Annotated in this window: 22 protein-coding genes; 5 read left to right on the top strand and 17 right to left on the bottom strand. The window is 60.1% G+C overall.

Annotated elements, in window-relative coordinates; translation table 11 throughout:
- Nucleotides 1–3 precede the first annotated feature (3 nt).
- Entirely contained in the window at nt 4–1,116 is a 1,113-nt protein-coding gene (locus ACQ4MY_RS02105) for an efflux RND transporter periplasmic adaptor subunit (protein WP_440093446.1), read from the bottom strand.
- Nucleotides 1,117–1,210: 94 nt separating this feature from the next.
- On the opposite strand from ACQ4MY_RS02105, the gene ACQ4MY_RS02100 reads away from it, so the two are divergent.
- Complete coding sequence (locus tag ACQ4MY_RS02100) at nt 1,211–1,846, top strand: TetR/AcrR family transcriptional regulator (protein WP_008078406.1); 636 nt, start codon at nt 1,211–1,213, stop codon at nt 1,844–1,846.
- Nucleotides 1,847–1,960: 114 nt separating this feature from the next.
- On the opposite strand, the gene ACQ4MY_RS02095 is transcribed toward ACQ4MY_RS02100, so the two are convergent.
- On the bottom strand, nt 1,961–2,743 hold the full coding sequence (locus ACQ4MY_RS02095; RefSeq protein WP_008078404.1) for a class I SAM-dependent methyltransferase: 783 nt from the start codon (nt 2,741–2,743) through the stop codon (nt 1,961–1,963).
- 92 nt (nt 2,744–2,835) lie between these two features.
- Here ACQ4MY_RS02095 and ACQ4MY_RS02090 point away from each other — a divergent pair, with 92 nt between their 5' ends.
- Nucleotides 2,836–3,456 carry a hypothetical protein gene (locus tag ACQ4MY_RS02090; protein WP_008078403.1) on the top strand — a complete coding sequence of 207 codons (621 nt, stop codon included), beginning with the start codon at nt 2,836–2,838 and terminating at the stop codon, nt 3,454–3,456.
- Nucleotides 3,457–3,459: 3 nt separating this feature from the next.
- Here the strand turns inward: ACQ4MY_RS02090 and ACQ4MY_RS02085 are convergent, their stop codons facing one another.
- The 7 genes from ACQ4MY_RS02085 to ppc form a co-directional block, all read right to left on the bottom strand.
- Nucleotides 3,460–4,152, bottom strand: a complete 693-nt coding sequence (locus tag ACQ4MY_RS02085) for an extensin-like domain-containing protein (RefSeq protein WP_440093443.1) — start codon at nt 4,150–4,152, stop codon at nt 3,460–3,462.
- Nucleotides 4,153–4,154: 2 nt separating this feature from the next.
- On the bottom strand, nt 4,155–4,976 hold the full coding sequence (locus tag ACQ4MY_RS02080; protein WP_440093441.1) for an isocitrate lyase/PEP mutase family protein: 822 nt from the start codon (nt 4,974–4,976) through the stop codon (nt 4,155–4,157).
- Nucleotides 4,977–5,005: 29 nt separating this feature from the next.
- A complete protein-coding gene (locus ACQ4MY_RS02075) occupies nt 5,006–5,866 on the bottom strand; it encodes a DUF72 domain-containing protein (protein ID WP_440093439.1) in 861 nt (286 codons plus the stop codon).
- Nucleotides 5,866–6,174, bottom strand: coding sequence for a hypothetical protein (locus ACQ4MY_RS02070; protein ID WP_008078387.1), 309 nt, complete (start codon nt 6,172–6,174; stop codon nt 5,866–5,868). Before ACQ4MY_RS02070 ends, ACQ4MY_RS02075 begins: the two co-directional genes overlap by 1 nt.
- A 392-nt stretch (nt 6,175–6,566) precedes the next feature.
- Nucleotides 6,567–7,241, bottom strand: a complete 675-nt coding sequence (tsaB, locus tag ACQ4MY_RS02065; protein WP_440093438.1) for a tRNA (adenosine(37)-N6)-threonylcarbamoyltransferase complex dimerization subunit type 1 TsaB — start codon at nt 7,239–7,241, stop codon at nt 6,567–6,569.
- A 93-nt stretch (nt 7,242–7,334) separates the two neighbouring features.
- Nucleotides 7,335–7,985 (bottom strand): adenylate kinase, encoded by a 651-nt coding sequence (gene adk / locus ACQ4MY_RS02060; RefSeq protein WP_008078383.1) that lies wholly within the window; start codon nt 7,983–7,985, stop codon nt 7,335–7,337.
- A gap of 300 nt (nt 7,986–8,285) precedes the next feature.
- On the bottom strand, nt 8,286–10,916 hold the full coding sequence (ppc, locus tag ACQ4MY_RS02055) for a phosphoenolpyruvate carboxylase (protein WP_008078376.1): 2,631 nt from the start codon (nt 10,914–10,916) through the stop codon (nt 8,286–8,288).
- 213 nt (nt 10,917–11,129) lie between these two features.
- Here ppc and ACQ4MY_RS02050 point away from each other — a divergent pair, with 213 nt between their 5' ends.
- The 3 genes from ACQ4MY_RS02050 (at nt 11,130) to ACQ4MY_RS02040 (ending at nt 13,086) form a co-directional block, all read left to right on the top strand.
- Complete coding sequence (locus tag ACQ4MY_RS02050) at nt 11,130–11,474, top strand: hypothetical protein (RefSeq protein WP_008078374.1); 345 nt, start codon at nt 11,130–11,132, stop codon at nt 11,472–11,474.
- Nucleotides 11,475–11,837: 363 nt separating this feature from the next.
- Nucleotides 11,838–12,242 carry a DUF4398 domain-containing protein gene (locus ACQ4MY_RS02045; protein ID WP_440093435.1) on the top strand — a complete coding sequence of 135 codons (405 nt, stop codon included), beginning with the start codon at nt 11,838–11,840 and terminating at the stop codon, nt 12,240–12,242.
- A 55-nt stretch (nt 12,243–12,297) separates the two neighbouring features.
- Nucleotides 12,298–13,086, top strand: coding sequence for an OmpA family protein (locus ACQ4MY_RS02040; protein ID WP_008078369.1), 789 nt, complete (start codon nt 12,298–12,300; stop codon nt 13,084–13,086).
- 138 nt (nt 13,087–13,224) lie between these two features.
- Here ACQ4MY_RS02040 and ACQ4MY_RS02035 read toward each other — a convergent pair whose 3' ends face one another.
- The 8 genes from ACQ4MY_RS02035 to ACQ4MY_RS02000 all read right to left on the bottom strand — a co-directional run bounded on the left by ACQ4MY_RS02035 (nt 13,225) and on the right by ACQ4MY_RS02000 (nt 21,382).
- Nucleotides 13,225–13,554 (bottom strand): hypothetical protein, encoded by a 330-nt coding sequence (locus ACQ4MY_RS02035; protein ID WP_008078367.1) that lies wholly within the window; start codon nt 13,552–13,554, stop codon nt 13,225–13,227.
- Nucleotides 13,551–14,456, bottom strand: a complete 906-nt coding sequence (locus tag ACQ4MY_RS02030; protein ID WP_440093433.1) for an alpha/beta hydrolase — start codon at nt 14,454–14,456, stop codon at nt 13,551–13,553. Before ACQ4MY_RS02030 ends, ACQ4MY_RS02035 begins: the two co-directional genes overlap by 4 nt.
- Nucleotides 14,457–14,618: 162 nt before the next feature.
- A complete protein-coding gene (locus ACQ4MY_RS02025; RefSeq protein ID WP_177323295.1) occupies nt 14,619–15,869 on the bottom strand; it encodes a flavohemoglobin expression-modulating QEGLA motif protein in 1,251 nt (416 codons plus the stop codon).
- A gap of 60 nt (nt 15,870–15,929) precedes the next feature.
- On the bottom strand, nt 15,930–16,484 hold the full coding sequence (locus ACQ4MY_RS02020) for a hypothetical protein (RefSeq protein WP_440093431.1): 555 nt from the start codon (nt 16,482–16,484) through the stop codon (nt 15,930–15,932).
- 157 nt (nt 16,485–16,641) lie between these two features.
- Nucleotides 16,642–17,355 carry a TetR/AcrR family transcriptional regulator gene (locus ACQ4MY_RS02015; RefSeq protein ID WP_008078361.1) on the bottom strand — a complete coding sequence of 238 codons (714 nt, stop codon included), beginning with the start codon at nt 17,353–17,355 and terminating at the stop codon, nt 16,642–16,644.
- Nucleotides 17,356–17,460: 105 nt separating this feature from the next.
- Nucleotides 17,461–18,963 (bottom strand): lysine--tRNA ligase, encoded by a 1,503-nt coding sequence (gene lysS / locus ACQ4MY_RS02010; RefSeq protein ID WP_008078360.1) that lies wholly within the window; start codon nt 18,961–18,963, stop codon nt 17,461–17,463.
- 112 nt (nt 18,964–19,075) lie between these two features.
- Nucleotides 19,076–20,171 (bottom strand): peptide chain release factor 2 gene (gene prfB, locus ACQ4MY_RS02005; protein ID WP_102358477.1). Its coding sequence is split into 2 segments (ribosomal slippage): nt 19,076–20,098 and nt 20,100–20,171, totalling 1,095 coding nucleotides; the frame shifts between segments, so codons are not numbered across the junction.
- Nucleotides 20,172–20,380: 209 nt separating this feature from the next.
- Nucleotides 20,381–21,382 carry a response regulator gene (locus ACQ4MY_RS02000; RefSeq protein ID WP_008086602.1) on the bottom strand — a complete coding sequence of 334 codons (1,002 nt, stop codon included), beginning with the start codon at nt 21,380–21,382 and terminating at the stop codon, nt 20,381–20,383.
- Nucleotides 21,383–21,412 lie beyond the last annotated feature (30 nt).

Raw genomic sequence — 21,412 nt, 5'->3', positions numbered from 1 at the left:
GGCTTACTCCTTGTCCGCCAGATTGACCACACGGTTGGAGCGATCCACCGGACGCACCTGCTGCCCTTCGAGCAATACATGCACGCCAGCCGCCACTACCCAGTCGCTGGCGTTCAGGCCTTCCAGCACTGGCACGGTTTTTTCGCCGAATGGGCCGATGCGCACCGGGGTTTTCTTCACCGTGTTGTTGCCGTTGACGACCCAGACGTACGTCGCGCCGTTTTCAGCGGTGAGTGCCGAAAGCGGCACCGACAGCGACACGGCATCGGCCGATTGCACGAACACGCGAGCGCTCTGGCCCAACTCCGCCGGGACTTTGCCACTGGTGAAAGAGATGCGTGCGGCGAAGGTGCGCGAGCGTGGATCGGCGGCGGGCGACAGTTCACGGATCTGCCCGGCGAAGCGCTGATTCTGCTGCGTCCACAGCTCGACGGTGACCGGCTGACCGACCTTGAAACGGCCGAAGCTCTGCTCCGGCAGGCTGATCAGCACTTCACGTTCGCCATCAGTGGCGAGGGTGAACACGGTTTGCCCGGCGGCCACCACTTGCCCGACTTCCACCGAACGTTTGGCCACCACGCCATCCTGCGGCGCACGCAGCACCGCGTAACTGGCCTGATTGGTCGAAACGTTGAATTCAGCTTTGATTTGTTTAAGGCGGGCTTCACCGGAACGGTAAAGGTTTTCGGCATTGTCGTAGGCCGAACGGCTGACCATCTGCCGGTCCATCAGGGTCTTGTAGCGATCGCGCTCGGCGCGCACCAGATTGAGATTGGCTTCGGCGGCAGCGACCTGTGCGCGGGTGGCTTCGAGTTGCAGGCGCACGTCCTGCGGATCGAGTTCGGCGAGCGCTTGGTCAGCCTTCACGCGCTGACCTTCATCGACCAGTCGTCGGCTGACTTTGCCGCCGATGCGGAACGCCAGATCAGGCTCGTAGCGGGCGCGCACCTCGCCCGGATAACTTTCCATCGCCTGCGCCGAAGGCTCTGGCTGCACCACCATGGCCGGTCGCACGGTGACTTGCGTCGCCTCATCCTGACCGCATGCGGACAATAACAACGCCAGACTCACTGGCAATGCAAATGGCCACGTGAAATGCAGTGCATGACGGAACATGGTGACGGACCTTTCGCTAATGGTGCTTGGAATAATTATACTGGCCGGTATGTTATTAATAGCAAACTCACCAGTCCAGTAATAAAAGCGAAGAATGTCGAACAATCTTGCAGCTCCAAACGGCCCGGGCCGCCCCAAGGATCTGGCCAAGCGCCAGGCGATCCTCAACGCAGCGAAAACTCTGTTTCTGAGTCATGGTTATGCCAACACCAGCATGGACGCGGTCGCCAGCGAGGCCGGCGTGTCGAAGCTGACGGTTTACAGCCATTTCAACGACAAGGAGACGCTGTTCTCCGCCGCCGTGGTGGCCAAATGCGAGGAACAATTACCGCCGCTGTTCTTCGAATTGCCCGAAGGCATCGCCGTGGAAAATGTGTTGCTGAACATTGCCAGAGGCTTTCATCACCTGATCAACAGCGATGAATCGGTGAATTTGCACCGTTTGATCATGGCGCTGGGCAGTCAGGATCCGAAGTTGTCGCTGATCTTCTTCGAGGCGGGGCCGCAACGCATGGTGCTGGGGATGGAGCGGCTGCTGACGCGCATCCATGAGACGGGCGCGCTGAATATCGACCTGCCGCGTAATGCGGCCGAGCATTTCTTTTGCCTGATCAAAGGTGCGGGGAATTTTCGGTTGTTGTATGGCTGTGGGGAGCCGTTGAGCGAAGAGGCTTCGCAGAGCCATATCGAGGAAGTGGTGGGGCTGTTTATGCGCGCATACAAACCCTAGCTTTTGCGCTGTTTGGGCTGGCCCTATCGCGAGCAGGCTCACTCCTACAGTGGATGTGTGTACACCATAGATCCACTGTAGGAGTGAGCCTGCTCGCGATAGCAGCGACTCGGTTTAAGGCTTGAGCGCTTTCTTCGGGTAGATATCGTAGCGGCTCGATTTGCCATCCAGTGCATGACTCGGCTTCGGCCCTTCAATGCACGGCGCCTTGCGCGGTCGCTTGACCACCACCCGGTGCGTCGCCAGGGCCAAAGCCGCCTGCAACAGCGCCGGCGCATCCGGATCATCGCCCACCAGCGGCCGGAACAGGCGCATTTCCTTCTTCACCAGCGCCGTCTTCTCACGGTGCGGAAACATCGGGTCGAGGTAGATCACCTGCGGCGCCTCACCTTCCCAGTTCTGCATGACCTCGATGGAATTGCCCTTGAGCAGCTTCATCCGCGCCACGATCGGCGCGACCTCGAAATCTTCAGCACCGCGCGCCAGACCATCCTCAAGTAGCGCGCCAATCAACGGCTGACGCTCGATCAGGCTCATCTCGCAACCTAGACTGGCCAGCACAAACGCATCCTTGCCCAGCCCCGCCGTGGCATCCAGCACGCGCGGGCGCACGCCTTGCGCGACGCCGACAGCCTTGGCGATCATCTGCCCGCTGCCGCCACCGTATAAACGCCGATGCGCCGCGCCGCCCTCAACAAAGTCGACCCGCACCGGCCCCGGTGCGTCCGGGCCCAGCTGTTGCAGCTGCAAACCCTGCTCGCCGACCTGCAAGGCAAACTCGCCGTCCGCCACCTCACGCGGCAGACCGAGACGCTCGGCCCACTGCTCGGCTTGCGCTTCAAACGTCGGGCCGAGGGCCTGAACATAAATGCGGCAGGCCGCGGGTTGCTCAATCATGGAAAACACGCTCAAAAATTCAAGGAGCGGCAAAAACCGCCGATAACTCATTCAACGCGCATTTTGCCAGAGCTGAGCGTCAACCGAAAAAAATGTCAGGCATTCTTCCCACATCGATTGGCTACATCTCGCCCCATGGCGACTTTAGCCGTCAAAACACTCAAGCACTGAGCGGCGTCAGTCATCTGTGGCAGGATTTCTTTGCCCAGGCGATGGCCGAGCAGTCGAGTGATGTGGTGCCGGCCTGCGGCACATTTCCACCGGTTGATCTGAGCAGCACTGAAGAGCCGACCATCGGCAGCGACCTGCACGCGCACATCGTCAGCCAGCGCGAATGCGATGTGGTGGAAACCGAAGTGCGCCCGCCGGAGCCATTGTTCCTGCCGATCGCCGAGTTCGAAACGGAACTGCTGGACAAGCCTTTCCCACCGTTCCCGGCAGAAGAACTGAAAGCTCAGCAAGAACAGCAGGATTTCGACAGCAGCTGGGTACGGCCAATCGTGATCAACAACGGCCAGCCAGTACCCGAGCCAGGTGCCGCGCCGCAGAAGAAACCGCTGTACCTGCCGATTGCCGAGTTCGACCTCGATCTGCTGCAAAAACCTTATCCGCCGTTCCCGCCGGAAGAAATCGTCGAGCAACAGAAGGCGCTGGACTTCGATAACGGCTGGGCACGCCCGATCGTTCTGCAGAACCTGCGCATCGCCGCTTAAGCCTCAGCGACACACGCTCCAACGCCCGACATCGACATGAAAATGATTGCGATGGGCGGCGTTGTAATCCGGGCTCAACACCACACTGAACGCCTCGCAGGCGCCGTCGCGCACCTGGCGCAGAAACTGCGCGTGCTGGTTTTGCTTGGGCCAATCCTTGAGCACGCTGATGCTGCGGCCGTCGGCCAGACGAAACCCGGCGATGTCCAGCGCATCGGCGCTGGCGTGACGACTGAGTGCGCCGCTCTCGCGGTTGTAGATATTGCGGCAGGCGAAGCTGCCGAGGTGGTCTAAACGCACGACGTTTTCGCCGTAGACGGCTTGCGCAGCGGGTTGCAGGGTGTGGTGTTCGAACATGGCGTAGGCGACTGCCAGCGGACAACTGGCGAGGAAACTGCTGCTCAGCGCCACCTCACCGCCCTGCACGCGCAAAGCGCCGATCAGCGGGCACTTGGCGTCGGGGCTGTCGGATTGTCGCGTGACGCGCAGATCGGAGCTGCTCAAGGCCTGAGCACAAAGTTGCGGGTCGCTGCGCAAACGCATCAGCTTGTAACCGGTCAGCCAGTTGGGCGCGGCTTTGACGTCCAGCGGTGCCCACGGATTCCACTGTGGCGGCACCTCCAGCCAGCCGCGCCAGACGCTGACGACAGCGCCGCCGATGAGCAGCAGCACCGTCAGGGCAATCCATCGCCCCATGCTCAGTCCTTGAAGAACTGATTGGCTTTGGCGTACGGCATCGACTGCGAGGTGAACCCGAACGTGCCCGATTGCTGAATCTCTTCGGCAGCGCGGAAGAACTCGCCGAACGCCGCCAGCGCCAGTGCCGAACCTGTGCTGATACGGCGCACGCCCATGTCCTGCAGTTCCTGCACGGTCAGTTTCAAACCGCCAGACATCAACACGTTGACCGGTTTCGGCGCCACCGCGCGCACCACCGCCCGCACTTCTTCGGCATTGCGCAAACCCGGCGCGTACAGCACGTCGGCGCCCGCGTCAGCGAAAGCCTTTAGCCGGCGAATGGTGTCGTTGATGTCGGGATTGCCGTGCAGATAATTCTCCGCACGGGCGGTGAGGATGAAGGGAAACGGCAGCGTACGCACCGCGGCGACGGCGGCTTCGATGCGCGCCACCGCGTGTTCGAAACAGTAGATTGGTGCGTCCGGTCGGCCCGTCGCATCTTCGATCGAGCCACCGACTGCGCCCGCTTCGGCAGCGCGCAACAGGCTTTTTGCGGACTCGGCCGGATCATCGGCAAAACCGTTTTCCAGATCCACCGCCACCGGCAAATCGGTCGCGGCGACAATCGCGCGGACGTTGGCCAAGGTCTCATCGAGACTCAACGCACCATCGGCCTTGCCTTGGGAAAACGCATAACCGGCGCTGGTCGTTGCCAAGGCTTGATAGCCGAGGCTGGCGAGCATCTTCGCTGAACCGGCATCCCATGGATTGGGAATGACGAAAATCTGCGAACGCTCATGCAGCGCTTTGAAGGCGTGGGCTTTAACGGTTTGCGCGTCCATCGGCAGACTCCAGGGCAAAAAAAACCGCCTCAGAGCAGGCCAAGTTGCTCGGCGGCGGGTTCTCTGTATAGCTCAGGCAGGGACGGCAAGCCAGGCAAACGTTGCATCAGTTGTGCATGAAAACGTTGCGCCAGCTTCGCCGCCAGCAAGTTGTCGGCGGTGTGCAGGAAGATGTACGGCGTGCGCCCCTCTTCGATCCACTCGGCGATTTTCGCCACCCACGGCACGAGGAACGTGTCGTTGGCCTCAAGCTCGGGATGGCCGATGAAACGTACCTGCGGGAATTGTGTGAACGCCGCCGGACGCGTCGGCACGCGGGGCTTTTTCGATTGCGCGTGGATCACCGAAGACTCGGTCGACAGGCAACTGAACAGCGCGCGCGGATCAAGGCAGATGCGCTCGACGCCACGGTCGAGCAACAAGCGATTGAGCAGGCGTTCGCTCTCGCCTTTGGCGAAGAACTGTTCATGGCGCACTTCCACCGCCAGCGGGCAATCCAGCGCATCGATGAACGCCGCCAGTTCCGGCAGCCGATGCGGCGTGAAGCTTTTCGACAGTTGCAGCCACAGCGGCGACACGCGTTCACCCAGCGGCTTGAGCAAGTGCAGGAAAGTCTCGGCGGCGGTCAGTTGTTCGCGCAGGTCACCACTGTGGCTGATATCGCCAGGGAATTTGGCGGTGAACCGAAAGTGCGCGGGCATGACCTCGGCCCAACGCTGCACCGTGGCGGGCGACGGGCTGGCGTAGAAGGTCGTGTTGCCTTCAACAGCGTTGAACACCTGGCAATACAGGCTGAGGAAGTCAGAGGTTTTGGCGTCTTGCGGATAGAGGTACTCGCGCCAGGCGTTTTCGCTCCAGGACGGGCAACCGAGGTAGTAAGGCAGCGCCATCAGATGTACAGATCGAGGCCCAGCACGTCCGCATCCCAATCGACAAAACCGGCCGTGCTCAGGTAGCTGGCGAGGGCCATGGCCACGCTCTTTTTCATCGCACGGTGGTAGATCATGTCTTGCTGACGGGCAGGCAGATTGCTCAGGCGTTGCGCAGAGGCTTTGGCAGCTCGGGCGGCCAGTTGCTCTTCGGTCGGAAATTCCAGCTCACCGTCGATATCGTCGACGGATTCATCCACGGTCACATTGCCTTTGCGAGGCTTGCGCTTGATGGGATAGGACTGAGAGGAGAGGCCGTCTATACGCATAAATTCATGCTCGGTATCGATGATGGCAATTTAGCGGCACCTGACCGACTTAGCAAATCGCCGAGTGATAACTAGAACACATAAAGCGCAAAAGGTTTAAAACCGGAGGGTGGAAACTGACGATTGGCAGGGTTTGCGGAATGTCGCACTGGGTTTTGGCGGGAAGCTTGGTGGAGGCCTTGGGTGAGTTTTTTGTGGTGAGGGGATTTATCCCCGACCGGCTGCGCAGCAGTCGTAGATCCGTACGATGCGGTGTACCTGATACACCGGGTAACAGGTTTTGGGGCCGCTTCGCAGCCCATCGGGGATAAATCCCCTCGCCACAAAATGTCCTCACTGCAAAAACCCCTTAGCCACAAAAAACCCCTCACCAGAGGGAATTTCCGGATGGACTATCGAGCTTTGGGGGTGGCGACTTTGTCGCGCAGGTAAACCGGTTGTGCGTCGTCCGCCGGGATCGATTCGCCGCGTTCCCAGGCGAAGCGCGCCAGGGTCAGCAGGTCTTCGGCGTGGGGCAGCATGCCGGCGTCGGAGCCCGTCAGTTGGACGGCGATGCGCTCGGCATAACCCCAACCGGTGCCGGCACCGAACCACTCGCCACTGGCATCCGCCGGCAACGCGACCACTTCCGGCGGCAGCACCGCTTCGGCGCCCATCAGGCGCATCTCCCCCGCCGTCTCGCGGTAGCAGCCCCAATACACTTCATCCATGCGCGCATCGATGGCCGCCGCGACCTGGCTCACGCCATGCTCACGCAACGCGCGCTGGGCCAGCACCGCCAGGTTGGACACCGGCAACACCGGCCGCTCCAGCGCAAATGCCAGCCCCTGCACTACACCAATGGCAATCCGCACACCGGTAAACGCGCCCGGCCCACGACCGAACGCGATCGCGTCGACCGCTTGCAACGTAGTGCCGGCGTCGGCCAGCAGTTGCTGAATCATCGGCAACAGCTTCTGCGCGTGCAGGCGCGGGATCACCTCGTAATGGCTCGTGACCTTGCCGTCATGCAGCAAGGCAACGGAGCAAGCTTCAGTCGCGGTGTCCAGGGCCAGCAAGGTGCTCATCGATGTTTCCAAAACAGGGGTGGGAAAAAGTGCGTCAGTATAAACAACTACGGCCCGCAAGCGGGCCGTGGATGATGCTGCGATTCAGACTTTTCAGCTCAGCGCTGCCAGCACCTTGGCGGTGATCGCATCGACCGAACCAACGCCCGGGATGTGGCTGTACTTCGGCTTGCCAGCGTTTTTCGCGGACAGGCTCTGATAGAACTCCACCAGCGGCTTGGTCTGCGAATGGTAGACCGACAGGCGATGACGCACGGTTTCTTCGGTGTCGTCCTTGCGCTGTACCAGCTCTTCGCCGGTGATGTCGTCTTTGCCAGCGATTTTCGGCGGGTTGTAGACGATGTGGTAAACGCGGCCACTGGCTTCGTGAACACGACGGCCGGCGATGCGTTGAACGATTTCTTCGTCTTCAACAGCGATTTCAACCACAGCGTCCAGCTCGACACCGGCGGTGACCAGTGCTTCAGCCTGCGGAATGGTGCGCGGGAAGCCGTCGAACAGGAAACCGTTGGCGCAGTCTGGCTGAGCGATACGGTCCTGAACCAGTGCGATGATCAGGTCATCCGACACCAGGCCACCGGCATCCATGATGCTCTTGGCTTGCACGCCCAGTGGAGTACCGGCCTTGACCGCTGCACGCAGCATGTCGCCAGTGGAAATTTGTGGAATGCCGAATTTTTCGGTGATGAACTTAGCCTGAGTACCTTTACCGGCCCCGGGAGCTCCCAGCAGAATGACGCGCATTAGATGTGCTCCTCAATTTTTTTATAAAAAGCTTTTACAAAACAAAGGATTCGCCTCTTGGGACGAATCCTGAAAATACGGGTCGTGGCCGCACAAACGGCCAAAGGCTGATCAAGATACACAGCAGGCTGCGCCCACACAAGACGCCAAAAGTCGGAGAAACCGACGCCCCCCGCGACCTTGCGACGCGGTAACCCAAGTCGCAACCCCATCATTAACTGTCGCCTGACGGCACTTTCGCCGGGCAGGCAAAGCGGCATTCGGCGTTTGTGACCGGTGCCGCGCGCCACGACAGAAACCTTAGCCGGTGTTACGCAAACCGGCGGCAATCCCCGCCACAGACACCAGCAGCGCCTGTTCCACCGGGCTGCCCTGCTCGACCTCCTGCTGCCGCGAACGCGCCAGCAACTCGGCCTGCAATAGATGCAGCGGGTCGAGGTAGGTGTTGCGCAAACGGATGAATTCGAGGGTGTCCGGGCTATGTGCCAGCAGCTGCGACTGGCCAGTCAGACCAAGCACCACCGCGCACGCCTGCGACAATAGGTCGCGTAACTGCGCGCCCAACGGCAGCAGGTCCGGCTCGACCAGACGCTGATCGTAGGACAGCGCAATATCCGCGTCAGCCTTGGCCAGCACCATTTCCAACATATCGATACGCGTGCGGAAGAACGGCCACTGCTCGCGCATCTGCCCGAGCAACTCGCCTTCGCCACGTTCCAGCGCTTTGCTCAACGCCGATTCCCAGCCGAGCCACGCCGGCAGCATCAGCCGCGTTTGCGTCCAGCCGAAGATCCACGGAATTGCTCGCAGACTCTCGATACCGCCCGCGCGACGTTTGGCCGGACGACTGCCGAGCGGCAAACGGCCCAACTCCTGCTCCGGTGTCGACTGGCGGAAATACTCAACGAACTGCGGATTTTCCCGCACCACCTGACGGTAAGCACTGACACCATCGGCCGCCAATTCATCCATCAGATGGCGCCATTCCGGGGTCGGTGGCGGTGGTGGCAGCAAGGTCGCTTCAAGCACCGCCGCCAGATACAGATTGAGGTTTTGCTCGGCAATGTCCGGCAGGCCGAATTTGAATCGAATCATTTCTCCCTGCTCGGTGGTACGGAAACGCCCCGCCACCGAACCCGGTGGCTGCGACAGAATCGCCGCGTGCGCCGGACCGCCGCCACGCCCTACGGTGCCGCCGCGACCGTGGAACAGCAGCAGTTCGACTTGCTGCTCACGGCAGATTTCCACCAAGCGCTCCTGCGCGCGATATTGCGCCCAGGCCGCGGCTGTGGTGCCGGCGTCCTTGGCCGAGTCGGAGTAGCCGATCATCACTTCCTGCGGGCCTTGCAGCCGTGCGCGGTAACCCGGCAGCAACAACAACCGCTCCATCACTGGCCCGGCGTTGTCGAGGTCGGCGAGGGTTTCGAACAGTGGCACCACGCGCATCGGTCGCAGTACGCCGGACTCTTTGAGCAATAGTTGCACGGCGAGCACATCGGAAGCGGCGCCGGCCATCGAGATCACGTAGGAACCGAGCGAGGCGCCCGGCGCCGCAGCAATTTCCTTGCAGGTGTTGAGCACTTCGGCGGTGTCGGCCGACGGCTTGAAATGCGCCGGCAGCAACGGCCGACGATTGCTCAGCTCGCGGGTCAGGAAAGTGATGCGTTGCTCTTCGTCCCAGTCTTCGTAGCGACCGAGGCCGAGGTAGTCGGTGATTTCAGTCATCGCCGAGCTGTGTCGAGACGAATCCTGGCGCACATCGAGGCGCACGAGGAACAGGCCGAAGGTCACCGCCCTGCGCAAGCAATCGAGCAGCGGGCCGTCAGCGATCACGCCCATGCCGCACTCGTGCAGCGAGTTGAAACACAGCTCCAGCGGATCGAGCAGGTCGCGATTGTTGTGCAGCACATCGGCCGGCGCCGGGGTGTTCGCCGCCAGTGAGGCGTGCGCCCAGTTACGTGTGGCACGCAGGCGCTCGCGCAATTGCTTGAGCACCGCCCGATACGGTTCGGCGCTGTCGCCAGCCTTGGCTTTCAGGGCCTCGCTGGCCTGCTGCATCGACAATTCGGCGGCGAGATGGTCGACATCACGCAGGTACAAATCGGCGGCCATCCAGCGCGCCAGCAGCAACACTTCGCGGGTTACCGCAGCGGTGACGTTAGGGTTGCCATCACGGTCGCCACCCATCCACGACGCGAAGCGAATCGGCGCAGCTTCGAGCGGCAAGCGCAGGCCGGTCGCTTCAAACAAGGCCTTGTCGGCCTTGCGCATATGGTTGGGAATCGCCTGCCACAGCGAATGCTCGATCACGGCGAAACCCCATTTGGCTTCATCGACCGGCGTCGGTCGTGTGCGGCGGATTTCTTCGGTGTGCCAGGCTTCGGCAATCAAGCGTTGCAGGGTGTTTTGAATCTGTTCGCGTTCGGTGCTGGTCAGGTCGCGATGATCCTGGGCGGCGAGTTGCGCGGCGATCGCGTCGTACTTCTGGATCAGCGTGCGGCGTGCGACTTCGGTCGGGTGCGCAGTCAGCACCAGTTCGATCTCCAGTCGCGCCAGTTGCCGCGCCAGCGATTCGGCACTGTGGCCTTCGTTGCGCAAACGCGCGAGCAACTCAGGCAGCACGCGGGACTCGAACGGCGCCGGCTGCGACTCTTCGCGCCGATGGATCAACTGGTACTGCTCGGCGATGTTCGCCAGATTGAGAAACTGGTTGAACGCACGCGCCACCGGGAGCAGTTCGTCTTCGCTCAATTGATTGAGGCTGGCGCTCAGTTCAGCGTCCATCGAGCCACGGCGATCGGCCTTGGCGCCCTTGCGAATCTGCTCGATCTTGTCGAGGAACGCCTCGCCGTACTGGTCTCGAATGGTGTTGCCCAACAGCTCTCCGAGCAGGTGAACGTCTTCGCGCAAGCGTGCATCAATATCGGTCATCAGCAATTCCCCAGCAGTAATCCGGACGGCTTAGAAACGAGTGCATGACCTAGAGAGTGCCGCTCTACGGCGCTTCTTACAAGCATCCGACCAAGGGACTTTAAACCTTGTGGCCGAAAGCTAGTCTCAACAGTAAGCCGTACAACGGCTTGCCGCCGGCCCCGGCGGACACTCACCCAGACCTGCCATGAGCAGGTGCGAAATGAGGTCATCATGAAAATTCGTGAACTCGCCCAGCATTGGGAAGAAAACGCCAAAGGTCGCCTGACTGACACTGGCTACACGATTCATCTGGACGTTGAAGCGGCTGCGCGACTGGCAGCGATTGCCGAGATGTACCCTAAACGGCATGCCGAAGAACTGCTCGGCGAACTGATCGGCGCCGCCCTTGAAGAGTTTGAAGCGAGCCTGCCGTATGTGAAGGGTTCGACGGTGGTGGCGACGGATGAGGAAGGTGATCCGCTGTACGAAGACGTCGGGCCTACGCCACGGTTTCTCGCGCTGTCGCGCCGCCATTTGCATGACCTCTCGGCCGCTGCCGGCAAGCAAAAACACTGACCCAACACAGATCAAACTGTAGGAGTGAGCCTGCTCGCGATAGCGGTTTTTCATTCAATATTGTTGTCGTCTGACATGACGCTATCGCGAGCAGGCTCACTCCTACAGGGTTATGTTTCCATCTGGAATTGTCTGATTTCTCCCCGCGCGTACCGCTTCAGCCCGCCAAAGTTCCCGTCCCAGAGCCTTGTCCATTCGGTCAAAAATTATTTAGGCGATAGGCCATCTTTTCTGAACTTTTGAAAAACGCCTCCGGTCGGAAGCTGTAACCACGCCTGGAACGAGCGTTTCAAAAACGCGCTTGGATACGACGCTTTCGGCTCCTCGACCAGGATGGATTTAGTTGTTTTCAGGAGATGCCTAATGGAGTTGAAGACCATGAAAAACCAAACCTCGTTTACCCACCTGCGCGGTCTGAAACTGGCTGCCCTGGCAATCGGTACCAGCTTTGTACTGGCCGGTTGCGCCGGTAACCCGCCGACCGAGCAGTACGCCGTGACCCAATCGGCAGTCAACAGCGCAGTCAGCGCTGGCGGTACCGAGTTCGCGGCGGTCGAAATGAAGCAAGCGCAGGACAAACTGAAACAAGCCGAAATCGCCATGCACGACAAGAAGTATGACGAAGCGCGCACCCTCGCCGAGCAAGCCGAATGGGACGCTCGCGTCGCTGAACGCAAGGCTCAGGCGATGAAAGCCGAACAGGCTGTCAAGGATTCCCAGAAAGGTGTTCAGGAACTGCGTCAGGAAAGTCAGCGCACTGTGCAGTAAGCGCGCATCCCGATCGCAACGCTGAAACTTTTATCGATAGAAAGGACGAAAAATTATGCGTAAGCAACTGATGATCCCCGCTCTTCTGGCCGCAAGTGTCGCTCTGGCTGCCTGCTCGACCCCACCTAACCCGAATCTGGAAAACGCGCGCACCAACTACTCTGGTCTGCAAGCCAACCCGCAAGCGAGCAAAGTCGCAGCGCTGGAAACCAAAGACGCCAGTGATTACCTGGACAAGGCCGACAAGGCTTATCTGGACAAGCAGGACGCGGCCAAGGTTGACCAACTGGCTTACCTGACCAATCAGCGCGTAGAAGTGGCCAAGCAGACCATCGCCCTGCGCACCGCTGAAAACAATCTGAAGAACGCCGCTGCCCAACGTGCCCAGGCACGTCTGGATGCTCGCGATCAGCAGATCAAACAGCTGCAGGACAGCCTGAACGCCAAGCAGACCGATCGCGGTACGCTGGTGACTTTCGGTGACGTACTGTTCGCCACCGACCGTGCTGACCTGAAATCCAGCGGTCTGGTCAACATCAACAAACTGGCGCAGTTCCTCCAGGAAAACCCGGATCGCAAAGTGATTGTCGAGGGTTACACCGACAGCACCGGTACTGCGAGCCACAACCAGACGCTGTCTGAGCGTCGTGCCAATTCCGTGCGTACTGCTCTGGTGAAAATGGGCGTTGATCCAGCGCGCATCGTTGCCCAGGGCTACGGCAAGGAATACCCGGTTGCCGAGAACGGCAGCGTGTCGGGTCGTGCGATGAACCGTCGTGTGGAAGTGACCATTTCCAACGACAACCAGCCGGTTGTGCCGCGTTCGGCAGTCAGCTCGAACTAAGCGTCCTGCTGTAACGCGAAAGCCCCGCCTGACTGAGTCACGCGGGGCTTTTTTAGATCAAAAGATCGCAGCCTTCGGCAGCTCCTACATTGGAATGCGTTTCCTGTAGGAGCTGCCGAAGGCTGCGATCTTTTGCGTTTATGGCTGGAGTTTTTGCGGGGTCTCTTCGCCCATGCAGCGCACGGCTTTTTTCTGCGCATTGATCAGTACGCCCGTCAGGCCCTTCTGCTCGGTATCAAACAACACCAACACCCCATCAATGCACTGCGCCACTTGCGGCGCCGGGTCGAGCGAGACTTTGTAGTCTTCGCCCGGCACAGTCTTGAGCATGGTGAATTCGTTGAGCAGCAGCGCATCCTCGGGTTTGGCGAAGTGCAGGTAGCCGTAATACCACAGCGCCCCGACGGTGCCGAGGATGCTGCAGATACCGGTGATGATCAGCGGGATGGCGTTGCGTTCTTCAGTCATTGCGGACTCTCATCTTCAGAATTCGGGGGTGTCGGGTAATTGGGGATTTCGCCGAGACGGCGCAGGCCGTTGAAATGCTCGGGATCATCGAGGTAGCGCAGCATCACCTGGCGCCACACCGGGTCGCCGAAGGTCTGCACGTGGCCGCCGCGAGTCAGTTGCAGCACGCGCGGTGGCGGCGCAGCTTGATACAGACGGATGCCGTTGGAAAGCGGTACCAGCGGATCGTCGAGACTGTGGAAGATCAGCTTTGGCACACCGTTGAGCTGCGGCATCGAGTTGATTGCGCTGTCGCCGTCCGGCACCAGCCACGACAGCGGCACCTGGAATGGCCAGGTCAGCCACGCGGTGCTCAGCGCATATTGGCCGACGCTGCGATAGCTGGCGGGTACGCCGTCGAGCACCAGCGCTTTCAGCTGCTTCTGCCGCTCCGGATGTTGCACCAGCCAATGCACTGCCATCGAACCGCCAAGGCTCTGGCCGAGCAGCACCAGCGGTTTGCCTTTGACTTCCGGCGCCTTGTCGAGCCAGGCGAACGCGGCGTCGATGTCCTGATAGATCGCCGGCAAACTCGGCTTGCCCTCGGACAGGCCATAACCGCGATAGTCCACCAACAGCACCTGATAGCCGTTTTTTGGCAACCACCAACTGCCGCCGAGATGCATCGGCAAATTGCCGCCATTGCCGTGCAGGTGCAGGACGGTGCCCTTGACCTCGACACCGGGTTTGGCCGGCAGCCACCAGGCATTGAGCTTCAGGCCATCGGCGGTGACCAGCGTGACGGTGCGGAATTCGAGCTTGGCTTTTTCCGGGGTGAAGATCTGGCCCGATTCGGGGTAGAACAATAACGAGCTGCAACCGCCGAGGGTCAGGAGCAGGCAGAAAATGCCGAGGATTCTCATCCGGTGAAACCTCGCAAAGGAAATTGGCAAAACGATTCAGGGAACAACGAATAACCCTGTGGGAGCTGGCTTGCCAGCGATGGCGGCGGATCAGCCAGCATCAATATTGACTGACAGATTGCAATCGCTGGCAAGCCAGCTCCCACAGGGAATATCAGTTGCTCAAAGGATGTTGGAGTAGTCGGCTTCGATCCGGTCCAGGCTCAAGTGATTGAGGAAGTTGGAGAAGCACATCCACGCCGACAACGCATTCAAATCGCGGAACTGATCCGGCAGATATTTCGGTGCCACCACCAATCCTTCATCCACCAACTGGCGCAAGGTACGCATGTCTTCCAGCGTGGTCTTGCCGCAGAACAACAGCGGGATCTGCTCAAGCTTGCCCTTACGCACGGCCAACTGAATGTAGTTGTAAACCATGATAAAGCCCTTGAGATAGGACAAGTCTTTGGTGAATGGCAGCCCCGTCGGCGTCGATCCACGGAACACCCGACTGGCATTGCCGTAGCTTTCCGCCATTTCAAAGCCCTGCTCGCGGAAGAACTCGAAAATCTGCAAGAAATCGGCGCCCTCCTCGACCATGTGAATGGCGCGGGTGCGGTTAGTCAGTTTGCGCAGGCGGCTCGGATAAGAGGCGAAGGTGATGATTTCCATCAGAATCGCCAGGCCTTCCTGCGTTACCGTCGACGACGGCGGGCCTTTCGACAGGAATGTGCAGATCGGCTGGTTCAGGCCGTTAAGCGTGGTGCCCACATGTACCAGCCCTTCGTGGACTTCCAGCGCGCGCACGTCGCGATCGTTGAACATCGCGTCGGTGCGGATCTTGATGTAGTCGGCGCCCGCCGCCGCGTCGGCAACGATGCCGTCGGACTCGAACACGCGAATGGTTTCCTCGGCCTCACCGAAGACTTTGTTCAGACGGGTCTGCAGCAGGTGTACGGCGTCTTTGGCGGTGAGGGTTTTCGGCTCGTCCTTCAGATCGCCACGGCCGTCGATGTTGTTGAGGTAGTCGGACATCATCAGGCCAAGGTCGGCCAGGGTCGGGTCGCCGGCGTGGAACGCATCGGACGCGGCGCCATACAACTCTTGCGAGATCAGGCCAAAATCCTCGGTGCCGCGCGCTTCGAGCATGCGCACGACCATGCGGTATTCCTTGCACATGCGCCGCATGATCTGCCCGACCGGGTTGAACTGGCCGAGCTGGCGGGTGATGTCGCGCTCGATGTTCTGGAATTCCAGTTTGACCTTGCTCGAATCGAAACTCAGTGGTCGATTGAGGTAGTAGTCGCGGTCGATCGCCGGCATTTCCTTGCCTTTGGCCTTGAGAAAACCCTTGCGGATGTTCTCGTCCCACTTGACCGCGTCGAGGACACGGATCGGCGTCTGCGCCAGCACAATGCGGTCGGACAACATGCGTATCGTCTGCTGGTAATCGTCCACCCGAAACTCCTGTAGAAAACCTGACGTAATGAATTATTGGGCGCGGGCCTGGCGCTGGTAGCGCACGGCTTCGACGAAAACATCGGAATTGGCCGGATCGTCGAGGTAAGCAAAGACTTTGTCGAGGTTGCTGTCGACTTGCACACCGTCGCCATCGTCGGTCTGGAAGGCCTGACCGTCGAGGGCTTTTTGTTTGATCGCCTGATTGATCTGTTCGAGATCGAGGTTATAGACCACCAATTCGTGTTTATCGGTGAGTTCGAAACCGGCGATGGTGAAGTGGCCGCCATACTGCGCCGGGACTTTCGCCGACAGATACCAGCGGCTGCCATGGCGCGAGACGGTGAACGGATAGGCTTCGCGTTCGTGGGGTTTGGCTTTGAAATACGTGACCGCCTGATAGCGATCATTGCCCAGGCGCGTCAGCTCAAGGTTCATCGGCTCACCCCAGGCATTGGTGCTCGACCATTTGCCGAGCAGGCCTTTGGGCGCCGGTTCACTGGCGGCCAGCGGTTCCTTGAACGTCACCAGACAGCCACTGAGCAGCAGGAACGACAAGGCGATCAGCACGCCACGCCAGGCTTTCATTCAATACTCCCTATGAACATTGGCCGCCCTCATGGTGATCGATCGTTCCCACGCTCTGCGTGGGAATGCATCCACTGACGCTCTGCGTCATGTCGACGGAGGGACGCGGAGCGTCCCCGGCGGCATTCCCACGCAGAGCGTGGGAACGATCTTGTGGTCAGACCGATGCGAGCACCAGGTGCATGTAGCGCGTCAGAATGCCGAGCATGTCCTCTTCGGCCAAAGGCTCGGCGTCGTTGAGCAGGCCCTGATATTCCATCCGTCCGATAATCGCCGTCAACACCTTGGCATCCTGTTGCGGTTCGCGCGAGCCCAGCACCTGGAACAACTGGCAGGTGCCCTGCAACAGAATCTGCTGATGCGAACGCACCAGAATTGCCAGGCGCGGGTTGAGCAGCGCTTCCTGACGGAAAGCCTGCTCGGCCATCAAATGCTCGCGGCGGTTAATCAATTGCCGGTGCACGTAATCGGCCATCAGCCGCGCAATATCGTCAGCCAGTTGCGAGCGCGACTCCGGGCTGCCGTCGCCGCTGACCACCATCTCACGCAACAAGCCTTCGTTGTTGACCCACAACTTGGCCATGTATTCAGCGCTGCGCTCAACGTATTGGGCGAAGGTATCGGTGAGCAGGTCATCGATGTCCTTGAAGTAGTAGGTCGTCGCCGACAGCGGCACACCGGCCTCGGCGGCCACCGCACGGTGGCGCACCGCACGCACGCCGTCACGCACGACAATCCTCATCGCCGCGTCGAGAATGTCCTGGCGACGCTGCTCACTGCCCTGTCGGCTGGCCTTGCGGCCCTGGTACTGAACGCTTTCAGCGACCGCAGTGGCGATACCCGCTGCACCTTCTTGAGCTATTGCACCCATCACGACAGAACTTCCTCTGCTATTGCGAAATTAACCAATTGATACATTTGTACCAGACAGGCAATAAAAAGCCGCCTGTTTTAGGCGGCTTTTTAACTGAAACGTTTACGCTTGCGGTCGCATGTGCGGGAACAGGATCACATCACGGATCGACGGCGAGTTGGTCAGCAACATCACCAGACGGTCGATGCCGATGCCTTCACCGGCCGTTGGCGGCATGCCGTACTCCAGCGCGCGAACGAAGTCGGCGTCGTAGTGCATGGCTTCGTCGTCGCCGGCGTCCTTGTCGGCCACCTGCGCCATGAAGCGCTCGGCCTGGTCTTCCGCGTCGTTCAACTCGGAGTAGGCGTTGGCGATTTCACGGCCACCGATGAACAGCTCGAAACGGTCGGTGACGTTCGGGTTGTCGTCGTTGCGACGCGCCAGCGGCGACACTTCGAACGGGTATTGAGTGATGAAGTGCGGCTGTTCCAGCTTGTGCTCGACCAGCTCTTCGAAAATCATCACCTGCAGCTTGCCCAGACCTTCGAAGCCCAGCACCTTGGCACCGGCCTTCTTGGCGATGGCGCGGGCCTTGTCGATGTCGTTCAGATCATCGGCAGTCAGCTCAGGGTTGTACTTGAGGATCGAGTCGAACACCGACAGGCGTACGAACGGCTCGCCGAAGTGGAACACCTTGTCGCCGTACGGCACGTCGGTGCTGCCCAGAACCAGCTGCGCCAGTTCACGGAACAGTTCTTCGGTCAGGTCCATGTTGTCTTCGTAATCGGCGTACGCCTGATAGAACTCCAACATGGTGAACTCAGGGTTGTGACGAGTCGAAACGCCTTCGTTACGGAAGTTGCGGTTGATCTCGAAAACCTTTTCAAAACCACCAACCACCAGACGCTTCAGATAAAGCTCCGGGGCGATACGCAGGAACATTTCCATGTCCAGCGCATTGTGGTGGGTTTCAAACGGCTTGGCTGCGGCGCCGCCAGGAATGGTCTGCAGCATCGGCGTTTCGACTTCGAGGAAGTCGCGCTTCATCAGGAAGCTGCGGATGTGCGCGATCACTTGCGAACGCACGCGGAAGGTCTGGCGCACTTCGTCGTTGACGATCAGGTCAACGTAGCGCTGACGGTAGCGCTGTTCGGTGTCGGTCAGGCCGTGGTGCTTGTCCGGCAGCGGACGCAGCGATTTGGTCAGCAGACGTACGTGGGTCATTTCAACGTACAGGTCGCCCTTGCCGGAACGCGCCAGGGTGCCTTCGGCGGCAATGATGTCGCCCATGTCCCAGGTTTTCACCGCGGCCAGGGTGTCTTCCGACAGGGTTTTACGGTTGACGTAGACCTGGATGCGACCGGTCATGTCCTGGATCACCATGAACGAGCCACGGTTGAGCATGATGCGACCGGCAACCTTGACCGGGATTGCAGCCTCTGCCAGCTCTTCCTTGGTCTTGTCCGCGTATTTCTTCTGCAGATCTTCGCAGTAGTTTTCGCGGCGGAAGTCGTTCGGGAAGGCGTTGCCCTTGGCGCGCTCGGCAGCCAGCTTTTCCTTGCGCAGGGCGATCAGGGAGTTTTCTTCCTGTTGCAGGGCTTGCGGGTCGAGTTGTTGGTCGCTCATGTCTTTAGATATTCCATCAGGTTCATTGCCTCCGGGCCTTGCGGCCCGGGGATCGCCAGCAGGCTGGCTCCTACAGGGATCGAGGTGAATCAGTCGCCCTGTATTGCGTCTTTTACAGCCCTGATTTCAGGCTGGCATACAGGTATTCGTCGATGTCGCCGTCGAGTACCTTGTCGCAGTCGCTGCGTTCGATGTTGGTGCGCAGATCCTTGATCCGCGACGCATCGAGCACGTACGAGCGAATCTGGTGACCCCAGCCGATGTCGGACTTGGTGTCTTCCAGCGCTTGCGACGCGGCGTTGCGTTTCTGCATTTCCTGCTCGTACAACTTGGCCCGCAGCATTTTCATGGCGGTGTCTTTGTTGGCGTGCTGGGAACGTTCGTTCTGGCAGCTGACCACGGTGTTGGTCGGTACGTGAGTGATACGTACGGCCGAGTCGGTGGTGTTTACGTGCTGACCACCGGCACCCGAGGAACGATAGGTGTCGATCCGCAAGTCTGCCGGGTTGATTTCGATTTCCACCTTGTCATCGATCTCTGGCGAGACGAAAACCGCGGAGAACGAGGTGTGGCGACGGTTGCCGGAGTCGAACGGGCTCTTGCGCACCAGACGGTGTACGCCGATCTCGGTACGCAGCCAGCCAAAGGCGTATTCGCCCTTGATGTGCACGGTCGCACCTTTGATACCGGCGACTTCACCGGCCGACAGTTCCATGATGGTCGCGTCGAAACCGCGTTTATCCGCCCAGCGCAGGTACATGCGCAGCAGGATGTTGGCCCAGTCCTGGGCTTCGGTGCCGCCGGAACCGGCCTGGATGTCCAGGTAGGCGTTGTTCGGGTCCATTTCATGGCTGAACATGCGGCGGAATTCCAGCTTGGCCAGATTTTCCTCGAGACGGGCCAGCTCGGCGACGACATCGCCCACTGCGCCTTCGTCGTTTTCTTCGACGGCCATGTCCAGCAGATCGCGGCAATCGGCCAGGCCGGCGTTCAGTTCATCGAGGGTATCGACGATCTGCGCCAGCGCCGAACGCTCGCGGCCCAGCTCCTGGGCGTATTCAGGTTTGTTCCAGACACTCGGATCTTCAAGCTCGCGATTGACTTCAGTCAGACGCTCATGCTTTTGATCGTAGTCAAAGATACCCCCGAATAGTTTCGGAGCGCTCGGACAGGTCCTTGATGGTGTTCAGGATCGGGTTGATTTCCATGACGGGCAGCACTCGTTGGCGAACTTTTGAAAGCCGGCGAGTATACCGTAAACAGGCTGGGACGGCAGCCCGTCTGGCGGCTGTGGGGGTGATTCACTTGACACACTTCACCTGTAGGAGCTGCCGAAGGCTGCGATCTTTTGACTTTGATTTTAAAAACAGATCAAAAGATCGCAGCCTGCGGCAGCTCCTACAGAGGATTGCGGTGGTTATTCGATGCCGACCTGGTTACGGCCATTGTTTTTGGCCAGGTACAGGCCCCGGTCTGCGGCCGAGATCAGCAGGCGGCAATCGCTGCCCGACTGCGGCACCATGGTTGCCAGGCCGATGCTGATGGTCAGGCTCGCGCCATCCGCCGGGGTGTTGTGCGGGATTTTCAGCGAGGCCACGGTCTGGCGCAGCTTCTCCGCGACCAACCGCGCACCACCCGGCGAGGTGTTCGGCAGCACCAGCGCAAATTCTTCCCCGCCGTAACGCGCCGGCAAGTCCGACGGCCGCGCACTGGCATCACGGATCGCCGTGGCGACCTTGCGCAACGCTTCATCGCCTTCAACGTGGCCAAAACTGTCGTTGTAGGACTTGAAGTAATCAACATCGATCATCAGCAACGACAACTGACTCTGATCGCGCAGCGAACGGCGCCACTCCAGCTCCAGGTACTCATCGAAGTGGCGGCGGTTGGACAACCCGGTGAGGCCATCGGAGTTCATCAGTCGTTGCAGCACCAGATTGGTGTCGAGCAACTGCTGCTGACTGACCCGCAGCGCGCGGTACGCCGCATCCCGCTGCAACAACGTCATGTACGAGCGCGAGTGATAACGGATGCGCGCCACCAGTTCGATGGTGTCCGGCAGTTTCACCAGATAATCGTTGGCCCCTGCGGAGAACGCCGCGCTCTTGATCAACGGGTCTTCCTTGGTCGACAGGACGATGATCGGGATGTCCTTGGTCGCCGGGTGATTGCGGTATTCGCGCACCAGGCTCAGGCCGTCGAGGCCGGGCATCACCAGATCCTGGAGGATTACCGTCGGCTTGATCCGCACCGCTTGCGCAATGGCCTGATGCGGGTCGGAGCAGAAGTGGAAGTCGATGTTCTCTTCGTTCGACAGCCCACGGCGCACGGCTTCGCCGATCATCGCCTGATCGTCCACCAACAACACCATGGCGGCGTTTTCGTCGGTTTTAATGTCGTCGATCTGTAAGTCATTCATGGGCGGTCACCTGAGTACTGCGCGGGCCAG

It is taken from the genome of Pseudomonas sp. SM4, from assembly GCF_051913165.1.
GTDB lineage: Bacteria > Pseudomonadota > Gammaproteobacteria > Pseudomonadales > Pseudomonadaceae > Aquipseudomonas.
Note: the sequence above shows the minus strand (reverse complement) of the source record. Positions and strands in the feature narration are given on the sequence as shown.